22 protein-coding genes are annotated in these 24,184 nt (G+C 71.6%); 14 read left to right on the forward strand and 8 right to left on the reverse strand.

All coding sequences use genetic code 11. The features are described from left to right. Positions 1–70: 70 nt before the first annotated feature. From IE277_RS12750 to IE277_RS12765, 4 genes are all read left to right on the forward strand, one after another. Positions 71–1,525 carry an amino acid permease gene (locus IE277_RS12750; protein ID WP_189951814.1) on the forward strand — a complete coding sequence of 485 codons (1,455 nt, stop codon included), beginning with the start codon at positions 71–73 and terminating at the stop codon, positions 1,523–1,525. Between the two features lie 267 nt (positions 1,526–1,792). Further along, a complete protein-coding gene (locus IE277_RS12755) occupies positions 1,793–3,163 on the forward strand; it encodes a C39 family peptidase (RefSeq protein WP_189951664.1) in 1,371 nt (456 codons plus the stop codon). 111 nt (positions 3,164–3,274) lie between these two features. Next, positions 3,275–3,415, forward strand: a complete 141-nt coding sequence (locus IE277_RS12760; RefSeq protein WP_189951666.1) for an SCO1431 family membrane protein — start codon at positions 3,275–3,277, stop codon at positions 3,413–3,415. 81 nt (positions 3,416–3,496) lie between these two features. Beyond that, positions 3,497–4,150 (forward strand): TetR/AcrR family transcriptional regulator, encoded by a 654-nt coding sequence (locus tag IE277_RS12765; protein WP_373310770.1) that lies wholly within the window; start codon positions 3,497–3,499, stop codon positions 4,148–4,150. Between the two features lie 55 nt (positions 4,151–4,205). Here IE277_RS12765 and IE277_RS12770 read toward each other — a convergent pair whose 3' ends face one another. Next, positions 4,206–5,444 carry a glycoside hydrolase family 18 protein gene (locus IE277_RS12770; RefSeq protein WP_189951670.1) on the reverse strand — a complete coding sequence of 413 codons (1,239 nt, stop codon included), beginning with the start codon at positions 5,442–5,444 and terminating at the stop codon, positions 4,206–4,208. A 365-nt stretch (positions 5,445–5,809) separates the two neighbouring features. Between IE277_RS12770 and IE277_RS12775 the strand changes: the two genes are divergently transcribed. The 3 genes from IE277_RS12775 to IE277_RS12785 all read left to right on the forward strand — a co-directional run bounded on the left by IE277_RS12775 (position 5,810) and on the right by IE277_RS12785 (position 9,552). Further along, positions 5,810–6,985, forward strand: a complete 1,176-nt coding sequence (locus IE277_RS12775) for an acyl-CoA dehydrogenase family protein (protein ID WP_189951672.1) — start codon at positions 5,810–5,812, stop codon at positions 6,983–6,985. A gap of 342 nt (positions 6,986–7,327) precedes the next feature. Continuing rightward, positions 7,328–8,428, forward strand: coding sequence for an Rv3169 family protein (locus tag IE277_RS12780; protein WP_189951674.1), 1,101 nt, complete (start codon positions 7,328–7,330; stop codon positions 8,426–8,428). Positions 8,429–8,442: 14 nt separating this feature from the next. Further along, positions 8,443–9,552 carry a phosphotransferase family protein gene (locus IE277_RS12785; protein ID WP_189951676.1) on the forward strand — a complete coding sequence of 370 codons (1,110 nt, stop codon included), beginning with the start codon at positions 8,443–8,445 and terminating at the stop codon, positions 9,550–9,552. Between the two features lie 16 nt (positions 9,553–9,568). Here the strand turns inward: IE277_RS12785 and IE277_RS12790 are convergent, their stop codons facing one another. Continuing rightward, positions 9,569–10,003, reverse strand: a complete 435-nt coding sequence (locus IE277_RS12790; RefSeq protein ID WP_189951678.1) for a hypothetical protein — start codon at positions 10,001–10,003, stop codon at positions 9,569–9,571. Between the two features lie 244 nt (positions 10,004–10,247). On the opposite strand from IE277_RS12790, the gene IE277_RS12795 reads away from it, so the two are divergent. The 4 genes from IE277_RS12795 to fxsA all read left to right on the forward strand — a co-directional run bounded on the left by IE277_RS12795 (position 10,248) and on the right by fxsA (position 14,577). Further along, positions 10,248–10,688, forward strand: a complete 441-nt coding sequence (locus IE277_RS12795; RefSeq protein WP_189951680.1) for an Lrp/AsnC family transcriptional regulator — start codon at positions 10,248–10,250, stop codon at positions 10,686–10,688. Positions 10,689–10,960: 272 nt separating this feature from the next. Continuing rightward, positions 10,961–12,568, forward strand: a complete 1,608-nt coding sequence (locus IE277_RS12800; protein WP_189951682.1) for an amidohydrolase — start codon at positions 10,961–10,963, stop codon at positions 12,566–12,568. Between the two features lie 556 nt (positions 12,569–13,124). Further along, complete coding sequence (locus tag IE277_RS12805) at positions 13,125–13,934, forward strand: polyprenol monophosphomannose synthase (protein ID WP_189951684.1); 810 nt, start codon at positions 13,125–13,127, stop codon at positions 13,932–13,934. Positions 13,935–14,010: 76 nt separating this feature from the next. After that, complete coding sequence (gene fxsA, locus IE277_RS12810) at positions 14,011–14,577, forward strand: FxsA family membrane protein (RefSeq protein WP_189951686.1); 567 nt, start codon at positions 14,011–14,013, stop codon at positions 14,575–14,577. A gap of 105 nt (positions 14,578–14,682) precedes the next feature. On the opposite strand, the gene IE277_RS12815 is transcribed toward fxsA, so the two are convergent. The 4 genes from IE277_RS12815 to yczE all read right to left on the reverse strand — a co-directional run bounded on the left by IE277_RS12815 (position 14,683) and on the right by yczE (position 18,174). Then, the gene (locus IE277_RS12815; protein WP_003977404.1) at positions 14,683–15,057 is read right to left on the reverse strand and encodes an RNA polymerase-binding protein RbpA; all 375 of its coding nucleotides are present in this window, start codon (positions 15,055–15,057) and stop codon (positions 14,683–14,685) included. 289 nt (positions 15,058–15,346) lie between these two features. Beyond that, positions 15,347–16,693: an MFS transporter gene (locus IE277_RS12820; RefSeq protein ID WP_189951688.1), complete on the reverse strand. Its 1,347-nt coding sequence runs from the start codon at positions 16,691–16,693 to the stop codon at positions 15,347–15,349. Between the two features lie 54 nt (positions 16,694–16,747). Then, positions 16,748–17,524, reverse strand: coding sequence for a glycerophosphodiester phosphodiesterase family protein (locus IE277_RS12825; RefSeq protein WP_189951690.1), 777 nt, complete (start codon positions 17,522–17,524; stop codon positions 16,748–16,750). Next, positions 17,521–18,174, reverse strand: a complete 654-nt coding sequence (yczE, locus tag IE277_RS12830; protein WP_189951692.1) for a membrane protein YczE — start codon at positions 18,172–18,174, stop codon at positions 17,521–17,523. Before yczE ends, IE277_RS12825 begins: the two co-directional genes overlap by 4 nt. Positions 18,175–18,275: 101 nt before the next feature. On the opposite strand from yczE, the gene IE277_RS12835 reads away from it, so the two are divergent. Further along, the gene (locus IE277_RS12835; RefSeq protein WP_189951695.1) at positions 18,276–19,781 is read left to right on the forward strand and encodes an SCO1417 family PLP biosynthesis transcription factor; all 1,506 of its coding nucleotides are present in this window, start codon (positions 18,276–18,278) and stop codon (positions 19,779–19,781) included. A gap of 99 nt (positions 19,782–19,880) precedes the next feature. Here the strand turns inward: IE277_RS12835 and IE277_RS12840 are convergent, their stop codons facing one another. Both IE277_RS12840 and IE277_RS12845 read right to left on the reverse strand, forming a co-directional pair. Beyond that, positions 19,881–21,488 carry a hypothetical protein gene (locus tag IE277_RS12840; RefSeq protein WP_189951697.1) on the reverse strand — a complete coding sequence of 536 codons (1,608 nt, stop codon included), beginning with the start codon at positions 21,486–21,488 and terminating at the stop codon, positions 19,881–19,883. A 37-nt stretch (positions 21,489–21,525) separates the two neighbouring features. Next, positions 21,526–21,720, reverse strand: a complete 195-nt coding sequence (locus tag IE277_RS12845) for a hypothetical protein (protein WP_067129604.1) — start codon at positions 21,718–21,720, stop codon at positions 21,526–21,528. 308 nt (positions 21,721–22,028) lie between these two features. On the opposite strand from IE277_RS12845, the gene IE277_RS12850 reads away from it, so the two are divergent. Together IE277_RS12850 and IE277_RS12855 are read left to right on the forward strand one after the other, a co-directional pair. Further along, on the forward strand, positions 22,029–22,421 hold the full coding sequence (locus tag IE277_RS12850; protein ID WP_189951699.1) for an ankyrin repeat domain-containing protein: 393 nt from the start codon (positions 22,029–22,031) through the stop codon (positions 22,419–22,421). Between the two features lie 298 nt (positions 22,422–22,719). Continuing rightward, on the forward strand, positions 22,720–24,138 hold the full coding sequence (locus tag IE277_RS12855; RefSeq protein ID WP_189951701.1) for a HEAT repeat domain-containing protein: 1,419 nt from the start codon (positions 22,720–22,722) through the stop codon (positions 24,136–24,138). Positions 24,139–24,184: the final 46 nt, after the last annotated feature.

Consider the following 24,184-nt stretch of genomic DNA (forward strand, 5'->3'; position numbering starts at 1 on the left):
GAGAGAAAGGCGAACAGTGTCGGTACGCGAAGACGCGGTCGTGCTCGACGACGACGCGATCCTGCACGCGATGGGATATCCCCGGAAACTCACCCGGCGTTTCCAGGCGTTCGACAATTTTGCGATCTCCTTCACCATCATCAATATCCTCTCGGGTATTTTCTCCTCCTTCGGATTCGGTATGGGTGCGGGCGGTCCCCGCATTCTTGTGTTCGGCTGGATCGGTGTCTCCCTCATGGTGCTGCTCATCGGCGCGGCCATGGCGGAGGTCGCCTCGGCCTATCCGACGAGCGGTGCCCTGTATTTCTCCGCCGGTAAACTCGCGAAGCGGCACAAGGGTGCTTGGTCCTGGTTCACGGGCTGGCTGAACTTCGTCGGCCAGATCGGCGGCACCGCCGCCACCGGTTATGCGGCCGCCACCTTCATCCAGGCCTTCATGCATCTGCAGTGGCCCTCCTACCAGCCGACCACGCATCAGACGGTCCTGATCACCGCCCTGATCATCGTCGTGCAGGGCCTCGCCAACACCTACACCGTCCAGCTCGTCGCCCTCCTGAACCGTATTTCCGTGTGGTGGCTGCTGATCGGACTCGTGGTGATCGTGGGCGCACTCATAGTGATGCCCGATCATCATCAGCCGGCGTCGTTCGTGACCCATTTCGAGAACAACACCGGCTTCACGAACGGGCTTTACGGCGGCATGCTCGGCCTGCTCGTCACGAGCTGGACGTTCACCGGGTTCGACGGCAGCTTCCACATGTCGGAGGAAACGGTCCACGCGACGGTCAACGCACCCAAGGGGATCACCCGCGCCATCGGCTATTCGGCGATCACCGGACTGATCCTGATGCTGGCACTGGTCTATAGCATTGGCGACTACGCCAAGGTCGCCGGTTCGGACGCGCCGCCGGTACAGATTCTCATCGACGGCCTCGGGCTCGGCGCCGCCAAGGTCATGCTTCTCATCGTCATCGGTGCGATGCTCTTCTGCGGTCTCGCCAACCTCACCAGCAACACCCGGCAGATCTTCGCCTTCTCCCGCGACGGCGCCATGCCCGGCTCCCGCTGGTGGCACTCGGTCTCGCCGCGCACCCGTACGCCCGTGAAGGCCGTGTGGCTCGCGGTGATCTGCTCCCTCGCCCTGGTCGTGCCGGGATGGTGGTCCCACACCGCGTTCACCGCGATCGTCAGTGTCAACGTGGTCGGCCTCTTCCTCGCCTACGCCGTGCCGATCTTCCTGCGGCTGCGGCTGGGCGACGGGTTCCAGCCCGGGCCCTGGCATCTGGGGCGCTGGGGGCGGCCGGTCGGCTGGCTCGCGGTCATCTGGATCGTCCTCAGCAGCGTCCTGTTCATGCTGCCGCAGGCCTCGCCGATCACCGTCGACTCCTTCAACTACGCGCCGATCGCGCTGGCGGCCGTGTTGGTGGTGGCCACCGTGTGGTGGTTCGCCACGGCACGCCGCCGCTTCCAGGGGCCGGTCAGCTACGGGCGCCCCGACGAGGTCGCCGCGATGGATCTCGTCTGAGCGAGGCCCTCTCCGAGCGAGGCTCCTCTGAGTGGGGTCTCTCCGAGTGAGGCTCCGCTGAGCGAGACCCGCCTCATGGCCCCGGCCCACGTCACTCACGTACGGGCCGGGGCCGCCGGCTGCGTACGTCCTTCCAGTGGCCGAGACCAATATTCATCGCGCGGCATGCGTCGAAGAGCTGGCAGGGCCATGCCGCCTGTTCCATAGTTGGCGCAAAACCGGGCAGCAGCTCGGCCCCGACCCGGACACCTGGGGGTATTCGCGCCCATGAGCAGAGCCCAGCAGCCGTCCCGCAGAACCGTCCTCGCCGTCGCCGTCGCCGCGGCGGTGGCCCAGGGAGCGGCCCCCGCCGCCGCCACCGTGCAGCGGCCCGCCACCGATGCCGACGATCCTGCCTCCGCGCAGGCCCGCCCGATCGACTACCACGCCTGGACCACACAGCATGACTGGCGCCTCGGCGCGGCCCAGGGCGTCCGGGTCGTCTCCGGCTCCCGGCCCGGTGTGGTGATCGGCGTCCCCGCCGGCCGCAGCGACTACACCGACCCGCACACGGGCACCACCGCCACCTGGGAGTACGCCACCTGGACGGCCCCGGTGCACCGGCTCACCGTGCCCGCCACCGAGGTCGTCGCCTCCTGGAACGCGCACACCCCGCAGGGCACCTGGCTCCAGGTCGAACTGCGGGGCACGTACTCCGACGGCACCGACACCCCCTGGTACGTGATGGGCCGCTGGGCCGCCGGTGACCAGGACATCAAGCGGACCTCGGTGGACGGCCAGGGCGACGGAAGGAGCGGTGTCTCGACCGACACGTTCGCCATCGCCGACGCGAGCACGGGGCTGCGTCTGACGTCGTACCGGCTGCGCCTCACCCTGTACCGCAGGCCAGGCACCCGTCTGACGCCCACCGTGTGGCGGGTCGGCGCCATGGGCTCCGCCGTCCCCGACCGGTTCACCGTGCCGGCCTCCACCCCCGGCCTCGCCCAGGAGCTGTCCGTCCCGCGCTACTCGCAGGAGATCCACAAGGGCCAGTACCCGCAGTACGACAACGGCGGCGAGGCCTGGTGCAGCCCCACCTCCTCGCAGATGATCGTCGAGTACTGGGGCGGCCGGCTCACCCCCGGGCAGCTCTCCTGGGTCGACCCCTCCTACGCCGACCCGCAGGTCGACAACGCGGCCCGCTTCACCTACGACTACCAGTACGAGGGCTGCGGCAACTGGCCGTTCAACGCGGCCTACGCGGCCACGTTCGAGGGGATCCAGGCCGTGGTCACCCGGCTGGCCTCGCTCACCGACCTGGAGACGCTGATCGCGGCCGGCATCCCCGCCATAACGTCCCAGTCCTTCCTGAAGACGGAGCTGACCGGCGCCGGATACGGCACCGCCGGCCACCTGATGACCGTGATCGGCTTCACGGCGGACGGCGATGTGATCGCCAATGACCCGGCCTCGGCGAGCGACGACGCGGTGCGGCGGGTCTATCTGCGCCGGGAGTTCGAGAACATCTGGCTCAGGACCAAGCGGTACAACGCCTCCGGCAAGGTCGTCTCCGGCTCCGGGGGAGTCTGCTATCTCTACTTTCCCGCCCGTCCGAGCCCGCGCCAGCGCAAGGCGCTCGCGGCGGTGGGGGTGCGCTGACCGCGCCGGCCGTGTGAGCAAGCTCATCGCCGCAAAAGGCGCCGCGGGTGGCAAGGTGGACAAACGGGTGAGGGAACCCGCTCTGTACGTCCGACCTCTGTGAGTAGCACCATGACCGCACACCCGGCCACCGCCACCCGCGTCCGCACCGGCGGCCCTCAGGAAGACGGCCCGAAGATCCTTGAGCACGTCATGGGCTGGGTCCTCGTGGCGGTCGTCGCGATGCTCGTGACCCAGCTCGGTCTGCTCTGACGCGATCCGCTCACGTGTACGGCATGTTCTGACATACTGCGGAGGTCCCGCCGACCGCCTGGAACAGGGTCGAAATTGAATATGCCGCAGCAGCGTGCCGCCGTCCGTCCCCGGATGCGCGGCACCGAGCGCTCGATGGCACGTCGCGCCGAACTCATCGCCATCGGGCGGAAGTTGTTCGCCGACACGTCCTATGACGCGCTGTCCATGGACGACATCGCCCGCCAGGCGCATGTCGCCAAGGGGCTGATCTACTACTACTTCCAGTCCAAGCGCGGCTATTACCTGGCGATCGTCCAGGACTCCGTCGCCGACCTGGTCGCCTTCGCCGCGAGCGGTCTCGCGATGCCCGCCGTGGACCGCGTCCACCGCACCATCGACGGCTATCTACGCTACGCCGAGCACCACCAGGCCGCCTACCGCACCATCGTCAGCGGCGGCGTCGGCTTCGACACCGAGGTGCACGCGATCCGGGACGGGGTGCGCGAGTCGATCATCGCCACCATCGCCGAAGGGGCCTACGGCCGAAGCGACATCGCCCCGCTGGCCCGGATGAGCCTGCTCTCCTGGGTGTGCGGCGTCGAGGGCGCGACCCTGGACTGGATCGACCGCCCCGAGCTGTCCCGCGACGCGATGCGCGAGCTGCTGGTGAAGACGCTCGGCGGAGTCCTGCGCACCGTCGAGGAACTGGACCCGGCCTACCCGGCGCCCCGGCCGGCCCGCCGCGACACCTGACACACAAGGGAGCGGAGGCTCGTGGTCCTCCGCTCCCAGGTCCCCCGGCGGGGCTCTAGTCGATGGCCTTGATCAGCTCACCGTTCGCGGTGTCGCCGCTCAGCTCCCAGAAGAAGGTGCCGCCGAGGCCCTGCTGGTTCTTGTACGTCATCTTGGTGGCGATCGTCGCCGGCGTGTCGTAACTCCACCAGTCGCTGCCGCACTTGGCGTAGGCCGTGCCGCCCACGGTCCCGGTCGCCGGGCACTTGGTCCTGAGCACCTTGTAGTCGTCGATGCCCTGCTCGTACGTACCGGCCGCGGGGCCGGTCGCCTTGCCGCCGGGCTCCGCCTGGGTGACCCCGGTCCAGCCGCGGCCGTAGAAGCCGATGCCGAGCAGCAGCTTGTCCGCCGGGATGCCGAGGCCCCTGAGCTTGGCGATGGTCGAAGTGGTGTTGAAGTCCGCCTTCGGGATGCCCGAGTAGGAGGTCAGCGGGGAGTGCGGGGCGGTCGGGCCGCTCGCGTCCCAGGCGCCGAAGTAGTCGTACGTCATGGGGTTGTACCAGTCGACGTACTGCGCGGCGCCCGCGTAGTCCGCCGCCTCGATCTTGCCGCCGCTGGAGGCGTCCGCCGTGATCGCGGCCGTGACCAGCTTGCCGCCGCCGAACTTCGAGCGCAGCGCGGCCATGACGTTCTTGAACGCGTCCCGGCCGCTGGTGTCGCAGGAGTTGCCGCAGGCGTTCGGGTACTCCCAGTCGATGTCGATGCCGTCGAACAGCCCCGCCCACTTGGAATTGTTCACCAGGTCGTAGCAGGACTGGGCGAAGGCGGCCGGGTCCTTCGCGGCCTCGCCGAAGCCGCCCGACCAGGTCCAGCCGCCGAAGGACCACAGGATCTTCAGTCCCGGGTGCTTCTTCTTCAGCTGCAGCAGCTGGTTGAAGTTGCCGCGCAGCGGCTGGTCCCAGGTGTCGGCGGCGCCGTCGACGGACTCGTCCGCGGTGTAGGCGCGATCGGTGGCCGCGTAGGAGTCGCCCATGGCGCACTTGCCGCCGGTGACATTGCCGAAGGCGTAGTTGATGTGGGTCAGCTTGGCAGCCGAGCCCGAGGTCTCGACGTTCTTGGCGTAGTACTTGCGGTCGTAGGTGCCCCATTCGGTGAAGTAGCCGACGACCTTTGAACCGGCCTTGGCCTGCGGCGCGGCCGGCGCGGCCGCGGTGGCGGTGGCGGTGCCCGCGCCGGCCAGCAGCCCGGCGCCGAGGACGGTGGTACAGGCGGCGGCCATGAGCGCCCGGAGGCGGGAGCGGTGGGGGATGTGCATCGGGTGTCTCCTCGTGGGGGGAGGGGAACGCGCGCCGATTGGCATGAACGCGGTAAAGCGTGGGTCATGCACAGTAGGAGGACTAGACCACTGCGTCAATGGTTCGGACCAATCTCGGCAGCGGAACGGCGGGAGAACCCGGGCGATTTCGAGGCCCGGCAGGTTCCGGCTGGATTCTTGAAGTAAGCGGTCGTTAACTGGTGACTGGAGGTCGCTGATCGGGCATACTCACAGCGCACAGCCGCTGGTCAGCCGCTTCCGAGACCCGGGAGCGGGCGCCTTCGGCCACATGGAACGACCAGGCGGAGCCGCCCCCACCCGACGGGCCAGACCGCCGGTGTTCGAACAGGGAGGAGACCGACGCCATGTCCGACCGCGACCCGCAGCCGGTGGAGCGTCAGCTGCCCACGGAGGAGGCGCGCGATCTGCTCGCGCTCGTCCGGGACATCGCCCAGCGCGAGATCGCGCCGAAGGCCGCCGAGGAGGAGGACGCGGGACGCTTCCCGCGCGAGGTCTTCACCCTGCTGTCCGAGTCCGGCCTGCTCGGCCTGCCCTACGACGCCGAGTACGGCGGCGGCGACCAGCCCTACGAGGTCTACCTCCAGGTCCTGGAGGAGCTGGCCGCGGCGCGGCTCACCGTGGGCCTCGGCCTCAGCGTGCACACGCTCGCCTCCTACGCGCTCGCCACGTACGGCACCAAGCAGCAGCAGGTCGAGCATCTGCCCGCCATGCTCGGCGGCGGCCTGCTCGGCGCGTACTGCCTCTCCGAGCCCTCCTCCGGCTCCGACGCGGCCTCCCTGCGCACGAAGGCCGTCCGTGAGAACGGGGGAGAGTGGGTGATCGACGGCACCAAGGCCTGGATCACGCACGGCGGCATCGCCGACTTCTACACCGTGATGGCCCGCACCGGCGAGGACGGCCCGCGCGGGATCACCGCCTTCCTGGTCCCCGGTGACGCGCCGGGCCTGACCGGGGCGACGCCCGAGAAGAAGATGGGCATGAAGGGCTCACCCACCGCGCAGGTCCACTTCGACGGCGTCCGGGTCGGCGACGACCGGCGGATCGGCGAGGAGGGCCAGGGCTTCTTCATCGCCCTGTCCGCGCTCGACTCCGGGCGGCTCGGCATCGCCGCCTGCGCGATCGGCCTCGCCCAGGCCGCGCTGGACGAGGCGGTCGCATACGCCACCCAGCGCCGGCAGTTCGGCCGCCCCATCGCCGACTTCCAGGGCCTGCGCTTCATGATCGCCGACATGGCCACCCAGATCGAGGCCGGCCGCGCGCTCTACCTTGCGGCGGCCCGGCTGCGCGACGCGGGCAGGCCGTTCGCCAAGCAGGCCGCGATGGCCAAGCTGCACTGCACCGACGCGGCCATGAAGGTCACGACGGACGCCGTGCAGATACTCGGCGGCTACGGCTACACCGCCGACTTCCCGGCCGAGCGCTATATGCGCGAGGCCAAGGTGCTGCAGATCGTCGAGGGCACCAACCAGATCCAGCGGATGGTCATCGCACGTCACGTGGCGGGACCCGAAGCTCGCTGAACTGCCCCGTGCGGACCGTCGGGGCCGCCAGCCTGATCCACTCCGGATCGTGGCGGCCCGGCAGGGTCCGGCCCCGGTCGGCCCAGGTCCGCATGAGCGCGAGGTAGATCGGCGGGTCCTGCGGCGCGGGCGGCGGAAGCGATTCTGCGGGGCGGGGGACGAAGACGCGGCTCTGACGCCCGGTGGCCCAGTACGTGGGGGTCATACCTGGGCAACGCGGAACGGGCCGGACGGGTCACCCCTCGCCGGATTCGGGCGTCAGTTCAGCTGCGTCCCGTCCGCGCTCTGGCCTCCTCGGGATACCTGACGTACCGTCAGCCGACCATCGCTCAGGGGGTGCCCGTGGCCGACGACCGTCCCGTACCGCTCGACGAGTACCCGGTGCACCAGGTGCCGCTGTCCATGAAGCACGTGGCGACCGGTGACCGCAACGCCTACGACCGCTGCATCTTCCATGTCTTCGACCACACCGGCCGCGCCCTGCTCATCCTCGGCCTCGGCGTCTACCCCAACCTGGGGGTGATCGACGCCTACGCCACCCTGCGCAGCGGGGACACCTTGCACGCCGTCCGCGCCTCGGACGCGCTGGGCGAGGACCGCATGCGGCTCGCCGTCGGCCCGCTGCGCATCGAGGTCCCGCGGCCGCTGCACGAACTGCGCCTGATCTGCGAGGATGAGCGGCTGTCGTACGACCTGACCTGGACGGCCGCCTTCCCCGCACTCTGGGAGCCGCATCACCTCCAGCGCCGCGGCGACCGGCTCACCCTGGAGGGCCGCCGCTTCGTCCAGGCCGGCACCGCCGAGGGCGTGATCCATGCCGCGGGAACGGAGTTCCGGGTCACCGCGGACGACTGGACCGGCACCCGGGACCGCAGCTGGGGCGTGCGCCCGGTCGCGGGCGAGGACGGCGGCCGGCTCGCCGCCGACCACCCCACCGAGGGCTTCCACTGGATCTGGTGCCCGGTCCGCTTCGAGGACCGCTTCCTGATGGTCATCACCCAGGAGGACGCCGACGGTTACCGCTCCCTGAACGACGCCACGCTGGTCCGCCCCGGCGAGCGCGACCGCCAACTGGGCTGGCCCCGGGCCGAGATCGGCTACCGCTCCGGCACCCGTCACCCGGAACGGGTGGTCATTCATCTGGGCGGCGCCCGGGACGCGCAGAAGCTGGACGTCGAGATCCTGGCCTCCTCGCCGCTCGCGCTCGGCGCGGGCTATCCGCCGGCGGACGACTGGCAGCACGGCATGTGGCGGGGACCGGGCTGGACCGACCGCCGCACCTACGACATGACCCAGCCTCATCCCCTGGCCGGTTACGGCGTCACCGACCACGCCGCCCGCTTCCGGCTCGACGGGCAGACCGGCCACGGCATCTTCGAACACGGCTCGTTCGGCCGGCACGATCCGAGCGGCTTCACCGGCTTCGACTCGGTCGCGTCCTGAGGGAGGAGCCCGCAATGGCCACGGCACCACGCCCTCGCACCACCACCCGCGACCCCGGGGAACTGGCCCGGCGCCTCACCGACTGGCTCGGCACCCGGCTGCCCGGCGCCGAGGCCACCGGCATCACCGTCCCGGCCTCCAACGGCATGTCCAGCGAGACCCTGCTGTTCGACATCGAGCACCCCCGGGCGCCCGTGCGCGCCTGTGCGCTGCGGCTGGCGGCGGACCCGGCGGCGTACACCGTCTTCCCGGTGTACGACATGGCCCGCCAGTACCGCACCCTGCGTCTGGTCGCCGGGCACACGGACGTGCCCGTGCCCCGCGTGCTGTGGCTGGAGGAGGACCCGGGCCCGCTCGGGGCGCCGTTCTTCGTGATGGAGCGTGCCGCCGGGCGCGTGCCGCCGGACGTCATGCCGTACACCTACGAAGGCAGTTGGCTGTACGCGGCGAGCGATGCCGAGCGCGAGCGTCTGGGGTCCGCGACCATCGGCCTGCTGGCCCGTCTGCACGACCAAGTGCCGGCGGCCGAGGCCGGGTTCCTCACTCCGCCCGGCGCCGGCGACACCCTGCGCCGCCATGTGACGGCCCAACGCGCCTACTACGCCTGGGTGATCGACGGGCTGCCCCGCTCACCCCTCATCGAGGCCGCCTTCGACCGGCTGGAGCAGCTGTGGCCGCACGAGGTGGGCGAACCCGTGCTCAGCTGGGGCGACGCGCGCATCGGCAACATCGTCTACGACGGCTTCGACCCCGTCGCCGTCCTGGACTGGGAGATGGCGGCACTCGCCCCGCGCGAGGTCGACCTCGGCTGGACCGTCTATCTGCACCGCTTCTTCCACGACCTCGCGGTCGCCTCCGGACAGCGCGGACTGCCGGACCTCCTGCGCCGTGACCGCGTCGAGGCCCGCTATGCGCGCCTGACCGGCCACACCCCGCGCGACATGGACTTCCACACTCTCTACGCCGCCCTGCGGCACGCGATCGTCATGCTGCGCGTCGCCTACCGGCAGGTGTACTTCGGGGAGGCCGCGGTCCCGGCGGACCCGGACACACTGATCCTGCACCACGACAGCCTGCGTGCCATGGTGCAGGGCGCCTACTGGGACTCTCGCAACACGCCCTAGGGCCCGTCCAAGGGGCTCAGGCGGCCTGGTGGCTCAGCGCCGCCGCGCGCATCGGGCGCGATCCCGGGCCGCCGACGTGCGAGAAGGGCTGCGTCCGCCAGTTCAGTCCCTGTGGGAGCGTCAGCAGCAGGGCGGTGTCCTGCTCCTGCGGCTCGGCGGACTCGTCCGCGGGGCGGGCGTCGGTCGCCGAACGGCCCGTGCCCGCACAGACCGTGAGCCCGAACGGGTTCCACGGCGAGGCGCACAGCGCGTGCTCCGGCAGGACCTGCTCGTCCGCCAGCAGCGCGATCGGCTGGGCGCAGTCCGGGCAGATCACCCGGTACCCCTCGAAGGTGTCGTAGGCGTCCGGTTCGTCGTCGACGGCGTCGGGTTCGACGCCCTCCGGCTCGGGCTCGACGACCGGCTGATGCCGCTTGGACGCGGTTCGACCAGGGCGATGGACAGTCTGCATGGGTTTCTCCCCCTAAGGCTGGGCCGTGAAGGCGCTGCGGCCTCGACCACAGCAAGCACTTCCCGTCCGCCCTCGGGGGTAATCACGAGAACATCACGGAGCCCGTTCGAGTCGTGTGTCGTTCGTCACATGCCGCGTGCAGGTGCGCGATACGGGCCCTGTCCGGTGCATTTTGTATCGAACCGGCTATGACCTGCGTTCTCGGCTATCCCACACGATCACCCGCACGGTAGGTTTTGGCGCCATGGAGGAGCTGGACCGACAGATCGTGCAGCTGCTCGTCAAGGACGGGCGGATGAGCTACACAGACCTGGGCAAGGCCACGGGCCTGTCCACGTCGGCCGTGCACCAGCGGGTGCGCCGGCTGGAACAGCGTGGCGTCATCCGCGGCTATGCCGCGGTGGTCGACCCCGAGGCCGTCGGGCTGCCGCTCACCGCGTTCATCTCGGTGAAACCGTTCGACCCCAGCGCCCCCGACGACATCGCGGACCGCCTCGCCGGCGTCCCCGAGATCGAGGCCTGCCACAGCGTCGCAGGCGACGAGAACTACATCCTCAAGGTGCGTGTGGCGACCCCGCACGAGCTGGAGGAACTGCTGGCGCGGCTGCGATCCCTGGCGGGCGTCTCGACCCGGACCACGGTCGCGCTGTCGACACCGTACGAGGCCCGCCCGCCGAGGATCTGACCACCGCCCCGGGCGGTCCCGGGTGCCTAGTGCCCCAACAGGCAACGTTCGCCCCGTCGCGGCGTCCGGCACGCCCTCTCGCCGCACCGGCCGAAAGCCCACGTACGCCCAGTACGAGGACTTCCGGCCGGCACTCCCCCAGCCTCCGGCCGGGGGGACCCCCAGAGCACGCACCGGACGCCGCTCCTTGACGGGCAAACGTTGCCTGCCGGGGCACTAGTCGACCTGCCCCAGGTGCAGCCGGCTCCTCGCGGCGAGGGAAACTGTCCGCCATGAGTGAGCGCACCGCCGAGCCCCCCGAGACCGTCCTCCTGCGCCGCGGCGAGGTGCACAGCCCCGCCGACCCCTTCGCGACAGCGATGGTCGTGGAGGCCGGCCACGTCGCCTGGGTCGGCTCCGAGGGCGCCGCCGATGCCTTCGCCGACGGCGTGGACGAGGTGATCGACCTCGACGGCGCCCTCGTCACCCCGGCCTTCACCGACGCCCATGTGCACACCACCGCCACCGGTCTCGCCCTGACCGGCCTGGACCTGTCCGGCGCCGCCTCCCTCGATGCCGCGCTCGCCCTGGTCCGCGAGTTCGCCGCCGCCCGCCCGGACGACCGCGTCCTGCTGGGCCACGGCTGGGACGCCGCCCGCTGGCCCGGCGGGCGCCCGCCGGCCCGCGCGGAACTCGACGCGGCCACCGGCGGCCGCCCGCTGTACCTCTCCCGCATCGACGTGCACTCGGCGGTCGTCACCACCGCCCTGCTGGACCTCGTACCCGGCGACCTCCCGCGCACGGACGCCCCGCTCACCAAGGACGACCACCACGCCGTCCGCCGGGCCGCGCTCGCCGCCATCACCCCGACCCAGCGCGCCGAGGCCCAGCGCACCGCCCTCGCTCACGCGGCCTCCCTGGGCATCGGCTCGGTGCACGAGTGCGGCGGCCCGCAGATCTCCTCCGAGGACGACTTCACCGGCCTGCTGAAGCTCGCCGCCGAGGCGCCGGGGCCCCGAGTCGTCGGCTACTGGGCCGAGCAGAATGCCGACAGGGCACGGGAGCTGGGCGCCGTAGGCGCGGCCGGCGACCTCTTCGCCGACGGCGCGCTCGGCTCGCACACCGCCTGTCTGCACGCGCCGTACGCCGACGCCGACCACGCGGGCACCGCCTACCTGGACGCCGAGGCCATCGCCGCCCATGTCGTGGCCTGCACCGAGGCGGGTCTTCAGGCCGGCTTCCACGCCATCGGCGACGCCGCCGTGAGCGCCGTGGTGGAGGGTGTGCGCGCCGCCGCCGACAAGCTCGGCCCCGCCCGGATCCGCGCCGCCCGCCATCGCGTCGAGCACGCCGAGATGCTCACCCCCGAGACCATCGCCGGCTTCGCCGAACTGGGCCTGACCGCCTCCGTGCAGCCCGCCTTCGACGCGCTGTGGGGCGGCGAGGACGGCATGTACGCCCGGCGGCTGGGCGCTGGGCGAGCCCGCACCCTCAACCCCTTCGCGGCCCTGCTGCGCGCGGGTGTACCGCTCGCCCTCGGCTCCGACAGCCCGGTCACCCCGCTCGACCCCTGGGGCACCGTCCGCGCCGCCGCGTTCCATCACACGCCCGAGCACCGGGTCTCCGTCCGGGCCGCCTTCACCGCGCACACACGCGGCGGCTGGCGGGCCATGGGGCGGGACGACGCGGGCGTCCTGGTGCCGGGCGCGCCCGCCGACTACGCCGTCTGGCACACCGGCGAACTGGTCGTGCAGGCCCCCGACGACCGGGTGGCCCGCTGGTCGACCGACCCGCGCTCCGGCACGCCCGGACTGCCCGACCTCACCCCGGGCCGCGACCTGCCGGCGTGCCTGCGCACGGTGGTGGGCGGACGAACGGTGTTCGTACGGCCGGGCGAGTGATCTACTGGCGGGGCGCGGCCGCCGTCGCGCCCCGCCGCCCCGCCGCCCGACCTGCGCATCCTCGCCTCTGATCACGGTGTCTGGGTCGTCGTAGCAGGTCAGAGGGCTGTTGACAGTCGACGGCCGGGGGCCGGTAGGTTCGGCCGAGTCCACCACCGGACGCCCGACCGGGGAACGTTCGCGCAACTCGTCGCAGCGCCGCTGGGTCAGGGACGGTGTGCCGCACCGGGGCACCGTCGCTGGGAGCCAGGCTCAGCGCCCGCGCCGCCGAGGGAACGTTCCGGCCCGGCAAGGTGTGACCCGGGTGGGGCCCGTGCGCTCAGTAGACAACGGCTTTCGGTCGATCCGCAGCCAGCGGGTCCCAGGTCGGCCCGAAGGGCGCCGGGCCCCCATCCGCCGTGCCGGGCAGACCCCCGGGCCACGCCCTGAAGGTGCCGAAAAACACATTCTTACCCCGCTCTTGTGGAATCGACACCGCGATTCGAACGAGTCGGGCGCGTCATCCCAGATCCTGGCCACTATGGTGGACCCCTGCGTACAACCAGAAGGGGCAGCAGTGAACGACGGCGACGGGACCCTCTCGGCCAAGGCCCAGGGGGGGCAGATGGGTCCGCTCGGCACGGCCTTGGTGATCATCCCGACCTACAACGAGGCGGAGAACATCAAGACCATCGTCGGCCGGGTACGCAAGGCCGTCCCCGAGGCGCATGTGCTCATCGCGGACGACAACAGTCCCGACGGCACGGGCAAGCTCGCCGATGAACTGGCCGCCGAGGACGGCAACGTCCAGGTGATGCACCGCAAGGGCAAGGAAGGCCTCGGCGCCGCCTACCTCGCGGGCTTCCGCTGGGGCCTGGAGCGCGACTACGGCGTGCTGGTCGAGATGGACGCCGACGGCTCCCACCAGCCCGAGGAACTGCCCCGGCTGCTCACCGCCCTCAAGGGCGCCGACCTCGTGCTCGGCTCCCGCTGGGTGCCCGGCGGCCGCGTGGTGAACTGGCCCAAGTCCCGCGAGTTCATCTCCCGCGGCGGCAGCCTCTACTCCCGGCTCGCCCTCGACCTGCCGCTGCGCGACATCACCGGCGGCTACCGCGCGTTCCGCCGCGAGACCCTTCAGGGCCTGGGCCTGGACGAGGTCGCCTCGCAGGGCTACTGCTTCCAGGTCGACCTCGCCCGCCGCGCGGTGCGGTCCGGCTACCACGTGGTCGAGGTCCCGATCACGTTCGTCGAGCGTGAACTCGGCGACTCCAAGATGAGCAAGAACATCCTCGTCGAGGCGCTGTGGAGGGTCACCGCCTGGGGCGCGAGCGACCGGATCGCCAAGCTCAAGGGCGCGGCCGGCGGCAGGGCCGCCAAGCAGGCCTGAGCCGGGCGGGCGCCGCGCGGATCCGGCCGATCGTCCCCTTATCCCGCACTGAGCCGCTGCCAGGCACACTGGGGATATGACGACTGGCGCTCCGACCTCTCCGTACAGCACCACCACCCGGCCCCGGCGCTCCCGGTGGCGCAGGTATCTGCCACTGGGTGTCGCCGCCTGGCTGGTGCTGGAGATCTGGCTGCTGACCCTGGTCGCGGGCGCGGCCGGGGGATTCACGGTCTTCCTGCTGCTCGTCGCGGGCTTCGTGGCCGGCTCCGTGGTCATCAAGCGGGCCGGCCGCCGCGCCTTCCGCAGCCTGAACGAGGCGCTGCAGCGGGGCGGTTCGCCGGAGCGCGGCGGTGGCAACGGCCTGATGATGCTCGCCGGCCTGCTGCTGATGATCCCCGGCCTGATCTCCGACGCGGCCGGCCTGCTCCTGCTGCTTCCGCCGGTCCAGAAGGCCGTGAGCCGCTACGCCGAGAACGCTCTGGAGAAGAGGCTGCGCGCGGCGGCCCCGGGCAGCATCGGCGACGCCTTCCAGCAGGTCCGGATCCATCGGCCCGACGGCAAGGTGGTGCAGGGCGAGGTCATCCGGGAGGACCGGCCGGGGACGGGCGAGCCGGGGGAGCAGTACCCGCCGCTGACGCGCTGAGCGCGCCGAAGGACATGCACAACCGCGGGCGCCGTACGTGAGCTTCACGTACGGCGCCCGCGGTTGTGTGATGTGCGCTGTGTCAGTGCCCAGCCCGCGCAGGGACTAGGCCGACTTGCGGCTGTCCCGGGGATGAACCGCGATGTTCATCGCCCCCGAGCGCAGAACCGCCAGGCGCTCCTCAAGGACCTCTTCGAGTTCCTCACGGGTGCGCCGCTCCATCAGCATGTCCCAGTGGGTACGCGCAGGCTTGGCCTTCTTCTCCTCAGGGCCGTCGCCGTCGACGAGGAGTGCCTGGGCCCCGCAGACCTTGCACTCCCACTCCGGCGGAATCTCCGCCTCGACCGAGAAGGGCATCTCGAAACGGTGCCCCTTCTCACATGCGTACTCCACGGCCTGGCGCGGGGCCAGGTCGATACCGCGGTCCGTCTCGTAGCTGGTCACCACGAGGCGCGTACCGCGAAGAGCTCGCTCACTCATGAATCGTGCCTCCCGGGCTTGTCGCCCACAGGACAGGTGTCGCTGTCGTCGTCATCCGGTCAACGTCCGGTCGGCGGTAAAGATTCCCGTCCCGTGTCCCGTTCCGGGTCATGCGTCGCCGTCGTAGCCGCAGCCTTGCTGACCAATGTCGTACCCACCGGCGCCCGGTTTGTCACATCTAATAGCAGATGTCACCCAGCGTTTCGGCATCTTTGACGCGCAGTAACGGTACGCCTGGCAGGCCAAAGGCGTACACTACCGCCCTTTCGGGTTGAGCGCTAAATCGGTGCTAAATCTTCTGCGGAACCGGATTGCCCGCCTCGCTGATCGCCCGCCGTACCGGAACCCGTGCGAGCAGGGCGAATCCGATGATGAAGAAGGCCACCAGAGAGATGATCGCGGACCGATAGCTTCCGGTCATCTGGTAGGTCACGCCGAACAGCAGCGGCCCGAGCCAGCTCATCCCGCGGTCGCTCATCTCGTAGGCGGAGAAGTATTCGGCCTCCTTGCCGGGCGGCACGAGATGGGAGAACAGCGAGCGGGACAGCGCCTGGCTGCCGCCGAGGACCAGGCCGATCCCGCCGGCCAGCACGAAGAAGAAGACCGGGGCCTTCGCGGGCAGGAAGTAGCCTGCCGCCAGGGTGACCGTCCAGGCCACCAGCGAGCCCAGGATCGTGCGTTGGGCGCCGTACGTCCGGGCCAGCCGGCCCATCGCCAGCGCGCCCGCCACGGCCAGCACCTGCACCAGCAGCACGGCCACGATGAGTGTCGACTGGCCGAGGCCCAGTTCCTGCGAGCCATAGACGGAGGCCTGGGTGATCACCGTCTGGATGCCGTCGTTGTAGATGAGGTACGCCAGCAGGAAGCCGAGCGTCAGCGGATGCCGGCGCATGTCCCGGACCGTCGCCGCGAGCTGTCCGAACCCGGGTGCGGCGGCGCGCTCCACGCGCACGTGCCGGTCGCGCAGCCTGCGCAGCGGTATCAGCGTGAAGGCACCCCACCACAGGCCCGCCGAGGCCAGGCAGATACGGACCGCGGCCGTCTCGGTGAGTCCGAAGGAGTCGTGCGCCGAGTACAGGACCAGGTTGGCGACGAGGACGGTGGAGCCCGCCCCGTAGCCGAAGGCCCAGCCCCGGGAGGAGACCGCGTCGCGCTCCTCGGGCGGCGCGATCTGCGGCAGATAGGAGTTGTAGAGCATCATCCCGACGGCCTGCGCGGCGTTGGCCACCACCAGCAGCAGCCCGCCGAGCAGATACCGGTCGCCGTCCAGGAAGAACATGCCCGTGGTCGCCGCGGCCCCGGTGTACGCCGCCGCCGCGAGGAGCGGCTTCTTACGGCCCGAACGGTCGGCTGCGCTGCCCACCAGCGGCATCACCACGACCGCCACGATCACCGACAGGGACACCGAGTAGGCGAAGAAGGAGCCCGCCCGGACCGGGATGCCCAGCGGATGCACATAGCCGTCGGCGTCCGCGGCCCGCTTCGCGACGGCGGTGAGGTAGGGCCCGAGGAAGACCGTCACCACGCTCGTCGAATAGACCGAGCAGGCCCAGTCGTAGAAGTACCAGCCATGCTGCTCGCGCCGCAGGCCGGCGGCCTCGTCCGCCGTCCCCGCCCGCACGGTGTCGGTTCTCACCCGTGCCCTCGCTTCCCCGCTGAACTGCGAAGGCTCGGTCCTCGGCGGCTGGGGTCAGACCCAGGCGCCCCGGTCCTGCATGACCTTGCGCAACGTGTCGATGTGATCGGTCATGATGCCATCGACTCCCAGGTCCAGGAGCCGGTGCATGCGCTCCGGTTCGTTGATCGTCCACACATGCACCTGGAGCCCGAGCGCGTGGGCGGCGCGGACGAAGCGCTGGTCGACCACCGGGACGCCCGACTGGGCCTCGGGCACCTGGGCGGCGACCGCGGACCGGCGCACGGCGGCCGGCAGTCCCCAGGAGCGAAGACGCAGACTCAGCACCCCGCGCGTGCCGAACGAGGTGGCCAGCCGCGGCCCGGCCAGCCGCTGGGCGCGCAGCACCCGGGCCTCGGAGAAGGAGCCCGCGCAGACCCGGTCCCAGGCGTCGGTGCGCTCGATCAGCTCCAGCAGCGGGCGCAGGGCGGGTTCCGTCTTGATGTCGACGTTCCAGCGGACCTCGGGGAAGGTCTCCAGCAACTCCTCGAACAGCGGCACCGGTTCACGGCCGCCCACGCGCGCGTGCCGTACGTCCTCCCACGGCAGGTCCGCGATCCGGCCCGCCCCGTCGGTGACCCGGTCCAGCGTCGAGTCGTGGAAGGCGACGAGCCGGCCGTCGGCCGTGGCGTGCACATCGGTCTCGATGTAGCGGTAGCCCATCTCGACGGCGCGCCGGAACTGCGCCACGGTGTTCTCGATGCCGTCGGCGGCCCCGCCCCGGTGGGCGAACGCTATCGGTCCCGGATGGTCGAGGTAGGGGTGGCGCTTGGGCGGTGTCGTGAGGGTCACGGACGCAGTATCGCCCGCGCCGGTGTCGCTTCGGCAACGACCGTGCTTCGGGTCGATGCCGCCGGGACGGCGAACGCCCGCAGGAAGAGCTGGGCCAGCGGGCCGATGGACACCGCGTACAGCACCGTGCCCACGCCGACGGTGCCGCCGAGGGCGAAGCCCGTGGCGACCACCGCCACCTCGATGGTCGTACGGATCAGCCGGATCGAGCGGCCGGTGCGCCGGTGCAGTCCGGTCATGAGCCCGTCGCGGGGGCCGGGACCGAAGCGCGCGGCGATGTACAGGCCGGTGGCCGCGCCGTTCAGCACGATCCCGCCGAGCAGCATCGGCACGCGTACGGACAGGGCGTGTGCGTCCGGGATCAGCCCGAGCGTGGCGTCCATGGCGAAGCCGATGACGAGCACGTTGGAGATCGTGCCGAGCCCCGGGCGCTGGCGCAGCGGGATCCACAGCAGCAGCACCGCGGCCCCCACGATGGTCAGCACCACTCCGATGCTCAGTCCGGTCAGCTCCGCGAGCCCCTGGTGCAGCACGTTCCAGGGCTCCAGACCGAGACCCGCCCGCACGAGCAGCGCGGAACTCGCGCCGTAGAGCGCGAGTCCTGCGTACAGCTGGAACAACCGTCGTCCGAGACGGTCCGGAGTGAACACGAGATACCCCCTGGGTGGTGGCAGTGGCCTGATGCATGTCACTCTGTGGCTTGGGATGAAACGCCATCCATGGCCAATTCGAGGAAGGTGGACTGATCTTTATGGCGCAGTGGACCTCTGCGATGGGGGCCGCGCAGCTCGCCCGGCTCCTCAACTCCCAGCAGGAGCGGCCGGCCGGCGCCGGCACCCGCCGTCCGCCCGCCTACCGCGCCCTCGCCGACGGCATCCGGCTGCTGGTGCTCGAAGGACGCGTCCCGGTGGCCGCCCGGCTGCCCGCCGAACGCGAACTCGCCCTCTCCCTGTCCGTGAGCCGGACCACCGTCGCCGCCGCCTACGAGGCGCTGCGCGGCGAGGGCTTCCTGGAGTCCCGGCGCGGAGCCGGCAGCTGGACCGCCGTCCCGGCGGGCAACCCGCTGCCCGCGCGCGGCCTGGAGCCGCTGCCCCCCGAAGCGCTCGGCTCGATGATCGATCTGGGCTGTGCGGCCCTGCCCGCCCCCGAGCCATGGCTCACCCGCGCCGTGCAGGGCGCCCTGGAGGAACTGCCGCCGTACGCCCACACGCACGGCGACTACCCGGCCGGCCTGCCCGCCCTGCGCGCGATGATCGCCGAGCGGTACACCGCGTGCGGGATCCCCACCATGCCCGAGCAGATCATGGTGACGACCGGAGCGATGGGCGCCATCGACGCGATCTGCCATCTCTTCGCGGGCCGCGGCGAGCGGATCGCCGTGGAGTCCCCGTCCTACGCCAACATCCTGCAGCTGATGCGCGAGGCGGGGGCCCGACTGGTCCCCGTCGCGATGGCCGAGGGGCTGTCCGGCTGGGACATGGACCGCTGGCGTCAGGTGCTGCGCGAGGCCGCGCCCCGGCTCGCCTATGTGGTCGCCGACTTCCACAACCCCACCGGCGCGCTCGCCGACGAGGACCAGCGGCGCCGGCTCGTGGACGCGGCGCGCTCGGCCGGCACGGTGCTCGTCGCCGACGAGACGATGACCGAACTGTGGCTGGACGAGGAGTGCGGCGGCGCCATGCCGCGCCGGGTGTGCGCCTTCGACCCGTCCGGCTCGACCGTCATCACGGTCGGCTCGGCCAGCAAGGCGTTCTGGGCGGGGATGCGCATCGGCTGGGTGCGGGCGGCTCCGGACGTCATCCGCAGTCTGGTCGCCGCGCGGGCGTACGCCGATCTCGGTACGCCGGTGCTGGAGCAGCTCGCCGTCAACTGGCTGTTCAGCACGGGGGGTTGGGAGCAGGCGGTCCAGTTGCGCCGGGCCCAGGCCCGGGAGAACCGGGACGCGCTGGTGGCGGCGCTACGGCGGTCCCTGCCGGCCTGGGAGTTCGATATGCCGCAGGGCGGTCTGACCCTGTGGGTCCGGGCCGGCGGCCTGTCCGGTTCCCGGCTCGCCGAAGCGGGCGAGCGGACCGGCGTCCGCGTTCCTTCCGGGCCCCGCTTCGGTGTGGACGGCGCCTTCGAAGGCTATGTCCGGCTGCCGTTCACGGTCGGGGGAACGGTGGCGGAGGAGGCGGCCGTCCGGCTGGCCGCGGCGGCCCGCATGGTGGAGGCGGGGGCCACGGGCGCGGCGGACGCGCCGCGCACGTTCGTGGCCTGACACCTGTCGCCTGCCACCTGACGCCTGTCGGCCCGGGGCGCGGTGCGGTCCGTTCCTCGCCCGGCCGCCGTTCCTCGCCCGGCCGCCGTACCTGGCGGCCTACGAACTCTCCGCAACCGCGGCCTTGGCGGGCACCGGTGACTTGGTCAGGTTCGCCGGCTGCGGTGTCGCCGCCTCCACGGCAGTGGTCCGGGGCGGCAGCAAGGCCAGCACCGCCTGCCGGTCGGCGTCGCTGGTCGCGTCGTCGTACGGATCCGGTGTCCGCGGCACCTGGAGGCGGTGGACCGGACCGGACCCCAGCCGGGCGTACCCCCGGCCCGGCGGCACATGCCCGAGCGGCACGGTGTGCGGCGCGGCGCCCAGCGCCGTCTCCACCTGCCGGGAGGTCACGGCCCCGAGCACGACACGCGCGCGTGTGTGCTGCCGTACCGCGTCGGCGAGCGCATCCGCGGCGTCGGACTGCTCGGCCACCACGACCGTCACGTTCGCGGCGCGGCCGTGCCGCAGCGGCACCTGGAGGAGATCCTGCGGGTCCCGGCGGCCGCCGGCCTCGGCGAGGTGGGTGAAGACGGACGGGCGGTCCACCAGGATCCACAGCGCGCGCCGGGCGTCGGCCGGCGGCGGGTCGCCCGCCTGCCGGGCCAGGTTGATGGCGATGAGCCGCCGCTCGGTCTCCTGTGCGGCCCACTCCAGGCTCGCCAGCGCCCCGGACGGCGCGCACTCCACGGCCAGCACCCCGTCCCGGCCGGTCAGACACGCGTACTCGCCGGTGCCGCCGCCGTCGACGACCAGGACGTCGCCGTACTGCAGGGCCTGCAGGGCGATGGAGCGCAGCAGGGTCGACACGCCGGCGCCGGGGTGGCCCAGGGCCAGCAGGTGCGGCTCGGTGGAGCGGACGCCGGTGCGCCAGACGACCGGCGGTACGTCGATGTGTTCCTCGCCGTAGGAGAGGGGGAGCGTGCGCTGCACCTCGCTCGGGTCGGTGAAGCCGAGCACCGTCTCGCCCGGCGCGGTGACGAAGTGCTGGGCCGGGATGTCGGCGGGCAGCGGGGGCAGGACGGTGACGGTGAGCTGGTTGCCCTCCTCGTCCCACGCGAAGCGGTACTCGCGGCCCCGCCCCGATTTCGCGGTGAGCAGCTGCTCGATCCGTACGCGGGCCTCGTGCTCGCCGTCCGGGAAGTAGGCGGGGTAGCGGATCACGAGATGGCCGACACGCCCGGCGTCGTCGAACTCATGGGCGGGGAACGCCTTCTCCCACTCCCCGCCGTGCGCGTACAGCGGCGCGGGGTCCTCGGGGCTGGAGAAGTACGGCACCAGGGCTTCGTAGAGGGACTGGAGCCGGTCGGTCTGGGACTCGTCGGGCCCCTCGGGGGGCGGTGGGGTGCGGTCACGGCCCTGCCAGCCCGCCGCCGCCATCAGGGCGATGACGGCGAGCATCGGTCCGTACGGCACCAGTGTCACGGCGAGGATCACGGAGGCCACCAGGAACAACAGCGGCCCGCGCCGGTCCTTGGGCGTGTCCGTCCATCTGCGCAGCGCGGCCGAGGCCAGCAGCCGCAGCCCGCGCGTGACGGTGATCAGCGGATGGAGGACGTCGGTGGCGCTGTCGGCCGCCGTCCTGGCCAGTTCCCGGCTCCGGGCGATCTGCGTCCGGGCCAGCTGGGCGCTGTCCTTGCTCAGAATGCGGGGGAGGGGGCGCCGGGCCACTGCTGTCTCCTGATGGTGCGTGCCGGGACGGGCGTGGTCAGAACTTGATACCGCCGAGGAGGCTCGCGAGGCTCTCGCCGCCGGCCTTGATGCTCGGGGCGATACCCGTGCTGGCCAGGTAGAAGCCGAACAGGGCCGACGTGCACGCGTGCGAGCCCTTGAGGCCGTCCTTGCGGAAGAAGAGGAACACGATGACGCCGAGGAACATGACGCCTGAGACGGAGAGGATCATTTCGGACCTCCTGGTGTCGAAGGTGGGGGACAGTCACCATGAGTTCTTCCAGGATCACAGGATGTATCCATACGATTAAAGGTGCAACTGGGTGAAATTCGGCCTATTCCGCTCAATCAGCGCAGTGGTTTCGGCCCGGCTGAGCGGGGCTCTTGCCTCCGGCGGCGGCTGATGCTGATCTTTACCTCGGGCACAACCGGTCATGTGCCGCGCGAGCCAGTACCCTGACGATTCACTCGTACGGCTGTCTTTCGCTCGGTGCCGTACGCTCCCCGAAGTCCCGAAGTTGCAGGAGAGGCGGTCCGCCGATGAGTGAAGCCCCCGACCCCGAGGTCGTGGAGCTGGCGACCAAGATCTTCGATCTGGCCCGGCAGGGGCAGACCGAGGCGCTCGTGGCGTACGTCGACGCGGGCGTTCCGGCCAACCTCACGAACGACCGCGGGGACTCCCTGGTGATGCTTGCCGCCTACCACGGCCACGCCGAGGCGGTGCGCGCCCTTCTCGCCCGGGGCGCCGCGGCGGACCAGATCAACGACCGGGGCCAGACCCCGCTCGCGGGTGCGGTCTTCAAGGGCGAGACCGAAGTGATCAAGGCGCTCCTGGAGGGTGGGGCCGACCCCGCGGCGGGTACGCCGTCGGCCGTCGACACTGCCCGGATGTTCGGCAAGACGGAACTCCTGGAGCTGTTCGCCGCGCACTGACGCGCATGTCCTGACCAGGTACTACACGGAAAACGGGGGAGGCGGTACAGGGCCGCCGGAAATACGGTCGCGGCAGCACACACCGCGGGTCATCATGACGTCGTGATTCACGGACGCGATGGCTGGGCAGGTGTTGCCGCACCGCGCGGGCCGTGATGCGGTCCGCATGGGCCACAGACGAGAGGCAGAGAGATGGTCTACAGCAAGCAAGAGACGGCGGGCGCTCCGACGTTGTGTCACGCGGCCAGGTAGTGCGTGTTCCCCGGTTGCGTCGACGCTTGATGTGAGGCTGTTTCCCATGTTCGATCCGGTCATAGCGCCCAGCGGTACGTTGCTCGGCCTGCTCCAGCGAGGCCGTGGCGACGGCACGCTGCACGCGCTCACCGCCCCGCGCGCCGAGGCGCTCGCGGCCCTGAACCACTGTGTGCTGCGCGACCCCCGCCACGACTGGCAGGTGGAGAACCGCTCCCTCTACTACGCCCGGCTCTACCTCGACCTCCACGGCGAGCTGGACGCGATCGAGGCGCACCTCTTCGACACCGAGGACGTCCTCGACACCGACGAGTCCCGCACCGGCCTCGCCCTGGCCGTGCTCGGGCACCTCGCCTCCTACGGCAGGCAGGACGCGCTCGACCTGCTGCGCAGGTACGCCGCCCACGGCTCCAACTGGGCCTGGGCCCTCGACGAGCTGGCCCTCAGGGACGACGACGCGGGTCTGCGCGCCCTCGCCGTGCCCGTCCTGGCCCGCTTTCCCAGGGACCCCGAGGGCGAGGCCGAGCTGGCCGCCGCCGTGCGCGACGCCTTCGAGCCACGGCCCTGGCGCCTGTGGGCCGAGGATCCGCGCGAACCGATCGCCGCACGCGTGCGTGCCGCCCAGGAGACCGGCTGCTTCGACCGCTGGCAGCGCCAGCTGCGGCCCACCGGCCCACGGCCCGGGTGGAGTGTGCGCGCCGTCTTCGAATGGGCCCAGCAGGGCATGGAGCGCGGCGCCGCCCTCCATGTGCCGGCCGCCCGCTGCCTGGTCGCCGTGGCCGGTCCCGAGGACCGGCCGGAGATCGTCCAGGCCGCCCGGAACGGCGACGACGGGGCCCGCTGCACCGCGCTGCGCTACCTCGCCGACAGCCATGACCCCGACGCGCTCGACCTGATCGAGGCCGCCGTCATCGACGGCACGGCCGTCGTCATGGAGGCCGCCGTCGACGCCTTCGAACGGATGCGCAGCGTCGCCGCCGTCGAGCGCGCGCGCCGCTGGGCGCAGCGCCCCGACGCGCTCGGCGCCGCCGCCGGCCGCGTGCTCGCCTGCCGCGGCGGCGCCCAGGACCGCGAACTCGTCCTCGGCGCCCTCCGTGAGGCCGTGCGCGGCGAGGGCCCCGACGCGCCCACGCTGTGGACCCTCGTCGACGGCACCGGACGGCTCGGCATCGCCTGCGCGGCCCCCGTGCTGCGCCATGTCTACCGCGAGACGGCTTCCTCCCATCTCCGCGGCCGCGCCGCCCGCGCGCTGGCCGCCACCGATCCCTCCTTCGCCACCGGCTTCGCCGTCGAATGCCTGTGGGACTGCGAGGAGACCACCCGCGAAGTCGCCGCCCGGCACGCCGAGACCGGCGACACCCGGGTCGTGGAACGCCTGCGCCGCCTGGCCGCCGATCCGGCCGAGGAGGCGGAGGTGCAGACGGCGGTCCGCAGCCGCTTCGGACCCGACGCGGCCCTCGGCTGACCCCGCACACGCAGACGGCCCCGGGCGGACGACCGCCCGCCGTATG

The sequence above is a fragment of the Streptomyces alanosinicus genome, assembly GCF_014650595.1.
In the GTDB taxonomy this organism is placed as follows: Bacteria; Actinomycetota; Actinomycetes; order Streptomycetales; family Streptomycetaceae; genus Streptomyces; species Streptomyces alanosinicus.